General features: G+C 44.3%; 11 protein-coding genes. 5 read left to right on the forward strand and 6 right to left on the reverse strand.

Annotated elements, in window-relative coordinates:
- Positions 1-98: 98 nt before the first annotated feature.
- The 4 genes from fusA (at position 99) to rimI (ending at position 5,187) form a co-directional block, all read left to right on the forward strand.
- Entirely contained in the window at positions 99-2,234 is a 2,136-nt protein-coding gene (fusA, locus tag AC1IR0_RS11400; RefSeq protein WP_479741398.1) for an elongation factor G, read from the forward strand.
- A gap of 93 nt (positions 2,235-2,327) precedes the next feature.
- Positions 2,328-3,518 (forward strand): elongation factor Tu, encoded by a 1,191-nt coding sequence (tuf, locus tag AC1IR0_RS11405; protein WP_004646112.1) that lies wholly within the window; start codon positions 2,328-2,330, stop codon positions 3,516-3,518.
- A 223-nt stretch (positions 3,519-3,741) separates the two neighbouring features.
- Positions 3,742-4,623, forward strand: coding sequence for a metal-dependent hydrolase (locus tag AC1IR0_RS11410; protein ID WP_409655426.1), 882 nt, complete (start codon positions 3,742-3,744; stop codon positions 4,621-4,623).
- 105 nt (positions 4,624-4,728) lie between these two features.
- The gene (gene rimI, locus AC1IR0_RS11415; RefSeq protein ID WP_004279248.1) at positions 4,729-5,187 is read left to right on the forward strand and encodes a ribosomal protein S18-alanine N-acetyltransferase; all 459 of its coding nucleotides are present in this window, start codon (positions 4,729-4,731) and stop codon (positions 5,185-5,187) included.
- Positions 5,188-5,202: 15 nt separating this feature from the next.
- On the opposite strand, the gene AC1IR0_RS11420 is transcribed toward rimI, so the two are convergent.
- From AC1IR0_RS11420 to trxB, 3 genes are all read right to left on the reverse strand, one after another.
- A complete protein-coding gene (locus AC1IR0_RS11420) occupies positions 5,203-6,018 on the reverse strand; it encodes an arginyltransferase (RefSeq protein WP_409655430.1) in 816 nt (271 codons plus the stop codon).
- Positions 6,019-6,039: 21 nt separating this feature from the next.
- A complete protein-coding gene (aat, locus tag AC1IR0_RS11425) occupies positions 6,040-6,771 on the reverse strand; it encodes a leucyl/phenylalanyl-tRNA--protein transferase (RefSeq protein WP_479741399.1) in 732 nt (243 codons plus the stop codon).
- 92 nt (positions 6,772-6,863) lie between these two features.
- The gene (trxB, locus tag AC1IR0_RS11430; protein WP_004730595.1) at positions 6,864-7,826 is read right to left on the reverse strand and encodes a thioredoxin-disulfide reductase; all 963 of its coding nucleotides are present in this window, start codon (positions 7,824-7,826) and stop codon (positions 6,864-6,866) included.
- Between the two features lie 249 nt (positions 7,827-8,075).
- Here trxB and AC1IR0_RS11435 point away from each other — a divergent pair, with 249 nt between their 5' ends.
- Positions 8,076-11,138, forward strand: coding sequence for a DNA translocase FtsK (locus AC1IR0_RS11435; protein WP_479741400.1), 3,063 nt, complete (start codon positions 8,076-8,078; stop codon positions 11,136-11,138).
- A gap of 59 nt (positions 11,139-11,197) precedes the next feature.
- On the opposite strand, the gene AC1IR0_RS11440 is transcribed toward AC1IR0_RS11435, so the two are convergent.
- From AC1IR0_RS11440 to minD, 3 genes are all read right to left on the reverse strand, one after another.
- The gene (locus AC1IR0_RS11440) at positions 11,198-11,485 is read right to left on the reverse strand and encodes a PA4642 family protein (protein ID WP_180087554.1); all 288 of its coding nucleotides are present in this window, start codon (positions 11,483-11,485) and stop codon (positions 11,198-11,200) included.
- A 196-nt stretch (positions 11,486-11,681) separates the two neighbouring features.
- On the reverse strand, positions 11,682-11,954 hold the full coding sequence (gene minE / locus AC1IR0_RS11445; RefSeq protein ID WP_004279256.1) for a cell division topological specificity factor MinE: 273 nt from the start codon (positions 11,952-11,954) through the stop codon (positions 11,682-11,684).
- A 2-nt stretch (positions 11,955-11,956) separates the two neighbouring features.
- Positions 11,957-12,769 (reverse strand): septum site-determining protein MinD, encoded by an 813-nt coding sequence (minD, locus tag AC1IR0_RS11450; protein WP_004646120.1) that lies wholly within the window; start codon positions 12,767-12,769, stop codon positions 11,957-11,959.
- Positions 12,770-12,821: the final 52 nt, after the last annotated feature.

Here is a 12,821-nt window from a genome sequence, read left to right on the forward strand (position 1 = left end):
GATAAGACCGTCATGGTTTTGTCACCAAAGCGCTTTAAGTTGCTATGCAGCTTAAAGCGTCCTGTTTTAAACAACAAAATTTAGGAATGCTAGAAATCATGGCACGTCAAACCCCAATTTCTCGTTATCGTAACATTGGTATTTCTGCGCACATTGATGCGGGTAAAACCACAACTACAGAACGTATTTTGTTCTACACAGGTGTATCTCACAAAATTGGTGAAGTACACGATGGTGCAGCAACAATGGACTGGATGGAGCAAGAGCAAGAACGTGGTATTACCATTACTTCTGCTGCTACGACTACATTCTGGTCAGGTATGTCTAAACAGTTTCCTGAACACCGTATCAACGTAATTGATACACCGGGACACGTTGACTTCACAATTGAAGTTGAACGTTCTATGCGTGTTCTTGATGGTGCGTGTATGGTTTACTGTGCTGTAGGTGGTGTACAACCTCAGTCTGAAACTGTATGGCGTCAAGCGAACAAATACCAAGTGCCTCGTTTAGCATTCGTGAACAAGATGGACCGTACTGGTGCCAACTTCTTCCGTGTTGTTGAACAAATGAAGACACGTTTAGGTGCATCTCCAGTACCTGTAGTAATCCCTGTTGGCGCTGAAGAAAACTTCCAAGGCGTAATCGACTTGATCGAAATGAAAGCGATCATTTGGGACGAAGCTTCACAAGGTATGAAGTTTGAATACGGTGAAATCCCGGCTGAACTTCAAGAAACTGCTGAAGAATGGCGTATAAACATGGTTGAAGCTGCTGCTGAAGCTTCTGAAGAGTTAATGGATGAATACCTGAACAATGGCGATTTGACTAAAGAACAAATCGTTGCTGGTCTACGTGTCCAAACTTTGGCTTGTCAAATTCAACCAATGCTTTGTGGTACAGCATTCAAAAACAAAGGTGTTCAACGTATGTTGGACGCAGTAATTGAATTCTTACCGTCGCCTACAGAAGTTAAAGCGATTGAAGGTGTTCTTGACGATAAGGCTGAAACTAAAGCGATTCGTGAAGCATCTGACGAAGCTCCGTTCTCTGCACTTGCGTTCAAAATCATGAACGACAAATTCGTAGGTAACTTAACTTTCGTACGTGTTTACTCTGGTGTTCTTAAACAAGGTGATTCTGTTTATAACCCAGTTAAATCTAAACGTGAACGTATCGGCCGTATCGTGCAAATGCACGCGAACGATCGTCAAGACGTTGAAGAAATTCGTGCGGGTGATATCGCTGCGTGTGTAGGTCTTAAAGACGTAACTACAGGTGATACACTTTGTGATGAGAAAAATGTCATCACACTTGAGCGTATGGAATTCCCAGAGCCAGTAATTGCATTGGCTGTTGAACCAAAAACTAAAGCTGACCAAGAAAAAATGTCAATTGCTTTAGGTCGTTTGGCTAAGGAAGATCCATCATTCCGCGTTCGTACTGATGAAGAGTCAGGTCAAACAATCATCGCTGGTATGGGTGAACTTCACCTTGACATTATTGTTGACCGTATGAAGCGTGAATTCGGTGTTGAAGCAAACATTGGTAAACCAATGGTTTCTTACCGTGAAACGATCAAAAAGTCAGTTGAGCAAGAAGGTAAATTCGTTCGTCAAACTGGTGGTAAAGGTAAATTTGGTCACGTATACGTACGTTTAGAGCCAATGGATGCTGATGCTGGTAAAGACTACGAGTTCGTTGAAGAAGTTGTTGGTGGTGTAGTTCCTAAAGAATTCTTCGGTGCTGTGGATAAAGGTATCCAAGAGCGTATGAAGAATGGTGTCCTTGCTGGTTACCCAGTTGTAGGCATCAAAGCTACATTGTTTGACGGTTCTTACCACGATGTCGATTCGGACGAATTATCGTTCAAGATGGCTGGTTCTTATGCCTTCCGTGACGGTTTCATGAAAGCAGATCCTGTTCTTCTTGAACCTATCATGAAAGTTGAAGTAGAAACTCCAGAAGACTACATGGGCGATATCATGGGTGACTTAAACCGTCGTCGTGGTATGGTTCAAGGTATGGATGACTTGCCTGGCGGTACTAAAGCAATTAAAGCTGAAGTTCCACTTGCAGAGATGTTTGGTTACGCGACTCAAATGCGTTCTATGTCTCAAGGCCGTGCAACATACTCTATGGAATTTGCTAAATATGCTGAAACTCCACGTAACGTGGCTGAAGGCATCATTTCTAAATTCCAGTCTGGCGGTAAAAAAGGTGACGACGAGTAATCTTTCGATTACTATAAGCCCAAACTAATTCATAGTTAAAAACCAAGTGCTCATGCAGTGATCCTGCATGAGTAGTTTAAAAAGGAAGATCTCATGGCTAAGGCTAAGTTTGAACGTAATAAGCCACACGTTAACGTGGGCACAATTGGTCACGTTGACCATGGTAAAACAACTTTAACAGCTGCAATTGCAACTGTATGTGCGAAGAAATTCGGTGGCGAAGCGAAAGACTACGCTGCAATCGACTCTGCACCAGAAGAAAAAGCACGTGGTATTACAATTAATACTTCACACGTAGAATACGATTCTCCAACTCGTCACTACGCTCACGTAGACTGCCCGGGCCACGCCGATTATGTTAAAAACATGATTACTGGTGCTGCTCAGATGGACGGCGCGATCCTTGTATGTGCTGCGACTGATGGTCCTATGCCACAGACTCGTGAACACATCCTGCTTTCTCGTCAGGTAGGTGTACCTTACATCGTTGTATTCTTGAACAAATGCGACCTTGTAGACGACGAAGAGCTTCTTGAGCTAGTTGAAATGGAAGTTCGTGAACTTCTTTCTACTTACGACTTCCCGGGTGATGACACTCCAGTAATTCGTGGTTCTGCTCTTCTTGCGCTTAACGGTGATGACAGCCAATACGGCGAGCCAGCTGTAGTTGCGCTTGTTGAAGCACTTGACTCTTACATTCCAGAGCCAGAGCGTGCAATCGACCTTCCATTCCTTATGCCAATTGAAGACGTATTCTCAATCTCTGGTCGTGGTACAGTAGTAACTGGCCGTGTAGAGACTGGTATCGTTAAAGTAGGTGAGTCTGTAGAAATCGTTGGTATCCGTGATACTCAAACTACTACAGTAACTGGCGTAGAAATGTTCCGTAAACTTCTTGACGAAGGTCGTGCGGGCGAGAACTGTGGTGTTCTTCTTCGCGGTACTAAGCGTGAAGACGTACAACGTGGTCAAGTATTGACTAAACCAGGTGCGATCAAGCCGCACACTAAATTCGATGCGGAAGTATACGTACTTTCTAAAGAAGAAGGTGGTCGTCACACTCCATTCCTTAACGGTTACCGTCCACAGTTCTACTTCCGTACTACGGACGTAACTGGTGCGATCGCGCTTAAAGAAGGCGTGGAAATGGTTATGCCTGGTGACAACGTTGAGATGTCAGTAGAGCTAATCCACCCGATCGCAATGGACCCAGGTCTACGTTTTGCGATCCGTGAAGGCGGTCGTACAGTTGGTGCTGGTGTAGTTGCTAAAGTAACTGCATAATCGCTGATTGTGTAAGAAAAGCGCCTCTTTGAGGCGCTTTTTTTTGATTCAAACTTTTATAAAACTAAAAATAGATTGTCGGACAATGATTTAAAAAGCTGTCCTTATCTGATATCGGCTTGACCTAAACTGCACTTATGTAAAAAAAATTACCACGTAATATACAGATAAGAATATGAATATTACATTTTCGGGTCTGGATTGGCCTGATGGGAGTGGTCACATGAACGCTAAAGTAAATATTACCAATCGTGCGGGTGCTAGTTTTCCAGTTCGTCGCATGAACTTTGATTTTGATGCTGTACCGGAATATTGGATGAATGGTTCAGCAGGTCTCACTCATTTTATGACCGCATTATCTGCGCTATTTCCAGCAGGTGAAAAGTTTTTTATAGATTCAGTCCGTGCGGTGCGTAAACATCCTGCAATTGCCAATAATGAAGCATTACAAAAAGAAATTTCCGCTTTTATTGGTCAGGAAGCCATGCATACTCACGAGCATATCGGCTTTAATGCATCTGCGCAAAAACATGGGCATGATGCCGAGACGCTTGATCGTTATACCGATAAAGTCATTCAAACGATACGTAAAGTCATGACTAAACTGGGTAAGCCTGTGGGAATTACCCAAGAAATGGTAGATTTGACTGCAACCACCGCACTTGAGCATTTCACTGCAACCATTGCCTCACAGCTTTTGACCAATAGCCATATTCAGGAATTGATGACAGATGAAACCATGAAAACCATGTGGTTATGGCATGCCATCGAGGAAAATGAACATAAGGCAGTTGCATATGATGTCTTTGAAGGAGTTTTTGGCAAAGGCCTAAAAGCCTATGCACTGCGTACTTCATCCTTGGTCATCGCAATGGCCACCTTATTTGTGGTGCAAAGCTATTTCCTTGCACGATTGCTCAAACAGGATCAGCAGTTTAATCTTGAGTCCTTAAAAGCCATTTATACCTATGCCTATAGTCCTTCTAAAGGTGTCATTGCGGGTATGGCGAAAGAAATGCTGATGTATTTTAAACCGGGATTCCATCCGAATGATCATCATACAGATCAACTGTTGGCGACCTGGAAAGCCAAATTGGGTTTGTGACAGAACTGAAGATTGGAGAGCGACTTAAATCGCTCTTTTTTTTGCTCGATTTTTTGCATGAACTTTCTATAATGCGGAGGTTGATTCTATATAAGATGAACGAAGATGATTCGTTTAATGAAAGCAGCGGATGTAGAAGCCGTTGCAAAGATTGAGAGATCGGTTCAATCACACCCCTGGACTTTCAAACAGTTCGAAGATGCTGTAACAGCTTATCAAAGTACCGTGATTGAAGTGCAAGGGCAGGTGGCCGGATTTTGTATTTTACAACCGGTGCTAGATGAAGCCAATTTATTGCTGATGGCGATTGATCCGGCACAGCAAGGTCAGGGCTTGGGCTATCAGTTGCTGGAGGCTTCAGTGGTGATGCTAAAAAACAATCCGGTACAGATTTTCCTGGAAGTGCGCGAGAGTAATCAGGCTGCGATCAAGCTATATGAAAAATCAGGCTTTCATCAGATTGATCTGCGTAAGAACTATTATCCAAATGCCAACGGAAGCCGTGAACATGCCATCATTATGGTGAAAGCATGTACGGATGATTTTGCTAGTCTATTTAAATAATATAAACTGACGACCTTATTTAATAATCTGGTGATTCCATCCGCTGGGTAAGGTCGTCATTAATGAGTTTCCCAGGTGCTGAATCTCCGTGGCACTTAGGGCATGATTTAAGCGTCGCCATTGTCCATCGATCAAGAGTTCCAGTGGCAGATACTGAGATTTGTAATTCATTTTGCTAGAATGCGGCACCCAATATCCCAGATAGATAAATTGTAAGCCCAGCTTTTGTGCATGTTCAATCTGTTTCAAGATTGCAAAAGCACCAAGTGAGCGGCGATTTTCATCTGGGTCAAAGAAGGTATAGACGGCAGAAATGCCATCATCCAGCAAGTCACAGGTTGAAACACTGATTAGACGCTCACTTTGCCATAATTCTAGAAAGAAGCTGTCGGCACAGCTTTGTAATAAAAATTTTTCGAACTGATCCCGAGTGGGTGGGAACATGTCGCCATCTGAGTGGCGTTCATTAATATAGCGTTCATACAGCGCATAATGTAGATCACCGGCGTGCTCTGGACTGGTAATTTTCATCACCAGATCCTGATTCCGTTTCCAGGCTTTTTTTTGTGAACTGTTCATGCGGAATTCAGCAACGGGTACACGCGAAGACAGACATTGACGACACAGATGACATTCGGGTCGATAGACGAAATCACCACTGCGGCGGAAACCGGTACGTGAGAGTTCTGATAAAGTTACTACATCAATTCGATGTGCAGGATCCAGAAAAACCATGCGCGCCGACTTGTTGGGCAAATAGCTACAATCATGCGGCGGCGTAATATAATACTGTAAATCGTTCAGTAGGGCCTTTGGCTGATAAGAGTTCATAACAACTACCCTCTGTTATTTTCATTCACTTAAGCGCGCGTTTTGCGCTATTGTTTTACTTGAAAATACACCTTCCTGATACTTTTTCCAATCGATAGCAGGCTTTTTTACAATATCTTGTAAAGAATTAAGATAAGCTTGGCGAGAAAGTGTACAGGCACCCAGACTTAACAGGTGATCATTCACCAGTTGGCAGTCGATCCAGGGTAGTTTATTTTCCTGTCCAATCAGCATTAAAGTATAGAAAGCCATTTTAGAAACATCGGTTTGCGTACTAAACATGGATTCACCAAAACAGCCTTGACCGATGGTCACACCATAAAGTCCACCCACGACGCGATCTTCATCCCAGACTTCAATGCTATAGCTATATCCTGCGTCAAACATGTCGCAATAGCCTGCGATAATATCTTCACTGATCCAGGTGTCGTCTGCATAAGCACGAGGTAGGGAGCAGGAACGAATCACTCTTTCAAAAGCATGATTGACCGTAATTTTATAGTCCTGCTTTTTCATATTACGTAGCAGGGATTTGCTCGGATAATAATCTTCGGGGCGAATAATGCAGCGTGGTTCCGGACTCCACCAGCAAATCGGATCACTTTCTGAAAACCAGGGAAATAATCCATGCGTATAGGCTTCATAAAGTGTGGAAGGGGAGAGGTCTGCACCAATACAAATCAGGCCTTCACCTTCAGGATCAACCTCGATCGGATTGGGAAAAATGAATTCTGAGGGAGGAAGTAAAGACATGGCAGACCCGATATAAATCTATAGATAAATCATCATCTCATTCTAGCAATAAAAAAGCCGCCCATAATGGACGGCGTTTTTATTCTTGCTGCTTAGTCTAGTTTACCCATCGCATCAAGATATTTTTCCGCATCCAGTGCAGCCATACAGCCTGAACCCGCAGAAGTAATCGCCTGACGATAAATGCTGTCTGCAATATCACCGGCTGCGAATACACCCGGTACCGACGTTTGTGTTGCATTACCTGCAGTACCGCTTTGCACCTGGATATAGCCGTCACGAAGTTCTAACTGGCCTTCGAACATGGTGCTATTTGGCTTGTGACCAATCGCCACAAACATACCCGTCACATCAATGTTTTGAGTAGAGTCATCTTGCGTTGATTTAATACGAACTGAGGTCACACCAGATTGTGCATCACCGAGTACTTCATCGACCTGATGGTTCCAGATAATGCTGATCTTGCCTTCTTTTTCTTTGGCAAATAAATGATCTTGCAAGATTTTTTCGGAACGTAAGGAATCACGACGGTGAACCAGAGTCACGTGAGAAGCAATGTTAGATAAATACAACGCTTCTTCAACAGCAGTATTACCACCACCTACGACCATTACTTTCTGGTTTTTATAGAAGAAACCATCACAGGTTGCGCAAGCACTGACACCTTGACCCATATAGGCTGCTTCAGATTCCAGACCGAGGTATTGGGCAGTTGCACCGGTACAGATGATCAGAGCATCACAGGTGAATTCTTCCATATCGCCTTTTAACACGAAGGGGCGCTGGCTAAGATCCACCTCATTGATATGGTCATACACGATTTCAGTGCCAAAACGCTCTGCATGTGCCTGCATACGTTCCATCAATGCTGGACCAGTCAAACCTTCGGGATCACCCGGCCAGTTATCGACGTCAGTCGTCGTGGTCAGCTGACCGCCCAGTTGCAAGCCTGCAATCAGGGTAGGTTTCAAGTTTGCACGCGCTGCATATACTGCTGCGCTATAGCCTGCAGGGCCAGAACCTAAAATAATCAGTCGTGAGTGACGTGCGCTCATCAGCTGTATCCTTTTTTATTTAGAAATTTATTGAATTATACGTGAAACTGTATAACAGTGGTGTGAGATTAAAGTCGATATTATTGATCATTGAAATCGATTTGGGCTATATAGCATAAGTAACATTGTGCTTGCACAATAGTGCATCTTTTTTCACAGAACAGGTGCATAATATACATTTTATTGCGTCGCTTTTTTCAAGCATTGAAGCAAAAGAATATTCATGAAGAATTGGTTACAGGACAGTATATGACAGCGGTGTCGAGTGCCTATGCACAGCGCTTAGTAATGACATTATTTTTAGTCTCATTTGGGATTTATCTGTTTCTTGCAACAGTGACCTATACGCCATTTGATCCGGGGTGGATGCATATCTCCAGTGATACGCAGACCGTTTCGAATGCCAGTGGGGTAGCGGGTGCCTGGATTGCAGACCTTTTGTTTGGCTTCCTTGGTTGGGCAAGTCTGCTGATTCCTGTCTATCTGTTTATGGAAGCAATTCAGGTCTGGTGGCCGCGCAGCTTCCTGAACCGGCCATTTCGCTATGCTGCGCAATTCTTCCTGTTACTGACCACCTCAGCGCTATTGTTTTTATTCTGGCAAGTTCCTGCTGATACGCTGGATAATTCTTCCGGCGGTATTATTGGCTATGAATTAGGTCAGAGTCTGGAACAACTGCTGACAGTCTATGGTGCAGCATTCTTCCTGCTGGTGCTTTGGGTGGTGTTATTTACTTTGGCTTTTGGGGTGAAGTGGAACAAGACCTGGAGCAGCCTCAAAGCAACGCCTGCTTATCTACAAGACCTGTTCTACCGTAATGTGCCTGAAGGCATGTCTGATTTTGACCGTACTGCACCTGTCGCCAAAAAAGAGCCAGTCAATACTACGAAAAAAGTAGCGGTTGCAGTCACGCCTGCGCCTGAGCATCAACTGGTAGAAATAGATCCGGTGGTGCGCGATCAGGTGGCTGAACGTCTATTTGATGATTTTGCCGATAAAGAATCCCAGCAATCCCGGTTCGATGACGATATTCCTGAAAATGTGCAGCAGGTTGCTGAGGAGCCAGTCGAAACATTTAAAAAAGCACAGCACGAGCCACCACAGTCTGATCGTGTGGTAGCAACAGGGCAGATATGGCGTGCCTTACATTCTACTGAGGATCAGCGCCATAAACAGGATATTGATGCCTTACTCAAAGCAGCCGAAGAGAAACAGCTTAACTCTTCTGTATCGCCTTTAGCTGCAGAACAAGCTGTTTCAGCACAGGCTCATGCTCACACCAGAACCGCATCGGCTCCACATACAGGCCTGGACTGGGATGATGATGAAATCTTTGATGAACTTCTGGCTGCAGTTCCGCAAGGCAAAACTGCGACCGATGTGCATAGTCCATTCAATACAGCGCCAGCCGAAAAGACGGCAAGAATTGTAGAAGACATGACCAATGTTGCACCTGTCATGGCGTCTATGACAACGGCACATGTCGTGAAAAATAGCGCATTACAGGCCGATCTGGATGACCTGGGTGATTTACTGATTGAAGAAGATGAGCCAAGCCAACCAGTACGTGCATCAAGCTATGCCCAATCTTCTGCTTTTGTTCAGGCACCAATTCAGCATCAGGGTATAGAGCAACCAGTATCTCCTCCTTCTGCAACTCATGCAGCAGTACGCGAGGCTTTATCTAAAGAAGAATTTGTAGAAGCCTGGCAAGAAACGGCTGGTAAACCACAAGATGAAGACGAGTTTGATTTTGATGCTCCTTTAACTGATGCTTCAGGCCGTCCGATGTCACGTGCCATGCAGGTGGTGGAGCGCCGAAAAGATTTATCACCGCTTCCAGGTCTGGATTTACTGGATGAAGTCGATCCGAATAAAAAAGTGAATTTTACTGAAGAGCAGCTGGCACGTTTATCTGAATTGCTTGAAATCAAGTTGCAAGAATTCAACGTCAAAGCCAAAGTGGTAGAAGCACAGCCAGGCCCAGTCGTGACACGTTTTGAACTGGATCTGGCGCCAGGGGTAAAAGCCTCTAAAGTGACCAATATTTCGCGTGATTTGGCACGTTCGATGTCGATGGCATCGGTGCGTGTGGTTGAAGTCATTCCGGGCAAACCGTATATCGGAATTGAAGTACCAAACAGTACCCGTGAAATGGTCCGTTTGATCGAACTTTTGACTATTCCTGCTTTCACTGATCCGAATAGTATTCTCTCTATGGCAATGGGTAAGGATATTTCCGGTAATCCGGTAATTGCTGATCTGGGTAAAGCGCCGCATATGCTGGTGGCAGGGACCACGGGTTCCGGTAAATCGGTGGCGGTCAACTCGATGATTCTATCGATGTTGCTGAAATATACCCCAGATGAATTGCGTCTTATTCTGATCGATCCAAAGCAGCTGGAACTGGCAAACTATAATGATATTCCACATTTGTTGACGCCTGTAGTCACTGATATGAAAGATGCAGTCAGTGCATTGAACTGGTGTGTTAATGAGATGGAACGTCGTTATAAACTGATGTCTTTCCTGAAAATTCGTAAACTGAGTGACTATAACCGCAAGGTGGAAGAGGCGATTGCCAATGGTGAAGACCTGATCGATCCAACCTGGAAAGCCAGCGATTCAGTCGTGGGTGAACGTGCGCCGAGGTTAACGCCGTTGCCTTCAATTGTGATTGTCGCGGATGAGTTCGCGGATATGATCATGCAGGTCGGTAAGAAAGCTGAAGAGATGATTACCCGTCTGGCACAAAAATCACGTGCTGCTGGTATTCACCTGTTGCTTGCGACCCAGCGTCCATCGGTGGACGTGATCACAGGTTTAATTAAAGCCAATATTCCAACGCGTGTCGCGCTACGTGTCAACTCAAAGATCGACTCGCGTACCATTCTGGATGCTGGCGGTGCAGAAGATTTGCTTGGTCATGGTGACATGCTATTCCTCGGCCCAGGTAAGATTGAACCTGAGCGTGTGCATGGTGCATTTATTGCCGATGACGAAGTCAACCGGATCTGTGATGCATGGCGTGAACGTGGTTCACCAAATTATGTCGACGAGATCCTGACACCATTTGATGAAGAGCCATCCAGTCGTGGTTTTGAAGACGGTGGCGACGGTGGATCAGACCGCGATGCACTGTATGACCAGTGTGTGGCATTCGTACTAGAAACCCGTAAGGCTTCTACTTCATCCTTGCAACGTAAATTCAGTTTGGGCTACAACCGTGCTGCACGGATCATTGACCAGATGGAAGAAAACGGCATTGTCAGCGGTATGGGTGCTAATGGCAAACGCGAGATTCTGGTTTAGTAGTCTATCTTCAATAAAAAAGCCTGCTTTGAAAGCAGGCTTTTTTATGTATTTTTGACTCAGGCAAATTTTGCCAATACATCCAGGAACTCGGCACTTTGACGCGGGAAAGTGACAATCACGTCATGAATGCGTTGTCCTTCCGGATTGGTTGCATTGACATCACGGCCATCAGCGACAAATTTCGTCAACAGGCGTTCATAATCGAATGGACGCATATGCTTGAAAGCATGATACAGCACGTGAAAATCAGCATTAACACCTGCAGGAGGAAGCTGATTCAAGTAGGCAAATACACGCTCATCTGACCATTCTTCGTTAAAGGTCGCTGGTTGAGATAATGCCATCGCAATTTCCTTGATCTAATGTAGTTTTTTCGGCATGAAAAAAGGCAAAATATGAGACTAGATTAGCAAAGCACTGCTTTGCCTAGTCGCAAGACTTGAAGCTATGCTTCAAGTGGGCGGAATATAGCTAAACTACTATTTCTACCACTCTCATATTTTGCCTTGAATCAATTTACTTGACCAATCAAAAATCAGATTATCGTTCTTCAGGTAAATTGATATTCATTTCAAGCATTTCAATATTGGCTTCAGAACGGACCTGCATTTGAATATGCTGTTCATCGACACCGCGAACATAACGATTGACCACTTGCATGATTTCAGTCTTCATCTGGTCAATTTTGTCCTGGCTCAAGCGACGACCCAAGCCTTGTTCGGATGCAACGATCACCTTCAAACGGTCTTTAGCAGTCCGTGCGCTTGATGGTTTATCCTCGCCACTAAAAAGTTTACTCCAGAATCCTGCCATGTCTACGCTCCAAATAGTCGTGCTAACCAGCCCTTAGGTTTTACCTCGATATGACGGTAAGGACGCTCTTCGCCAAGGAAACGCGCAACCAGATCATCATAGGCCTGACCTGCAGAAGCTTCAGTGAAAAGAATCACCGGCTTACCTTCATTCGATGCCTGTAAAACGCTTGGACACTCAGGAATAACGCCCAAGGTCGGTACACGTAAAATATCCTTAGAAATATCATCAATCGTTAGCATTTCCTGTTTATCGGCACGTTCCGGATTGAAACGGGTAATACACAGATGCTTACGAATGCGACCTTCGTTTTGTTCTACTTTTTTAGTTTTACTGTCGAGCATACCAATGATACGGTCAGAGTCACGTACTGAAGAAATCTCAGGGTTGGTCACAATGATGGCTTCATCCGCATGATACATGGCCAAAATAGCACCACGCTCAATACCGGCAGGCGAATCACAGATAATATAATCAAATTCCTGCGAAAGCTCATCCATTACACGAGCAACACCTTCATCGGTTAAGGCATCTTTATCACGTGTTTGTGATGCAGGTAAAATATATAAATTTTCAATATCTTTATCGCGAATCAGTGCTTGTTGTAATCGTGCTTCGTTATTTAAAACATTCACAAAATCATAAACTACACGGCGTTCACAGCCCATAATCAAATCAAGGTTACGTAAACCTACATCAAAATCAATAACAACAGTTTTGTGACCGCGTAGGGCTAAACCTGTTGCAAAAGATGCACTCGTTGTAGTTTTACCTACACCACCTTTGCCTGACGTTACGACAACAATTTTCGCCACCGAATCCACTCCTGTTATGGTTCAAATACCCTGTTTAAAATGGGGTTTTTGG

The organism is Acinetobacter sp. 129952 (genome assembly GCF_056642055.1).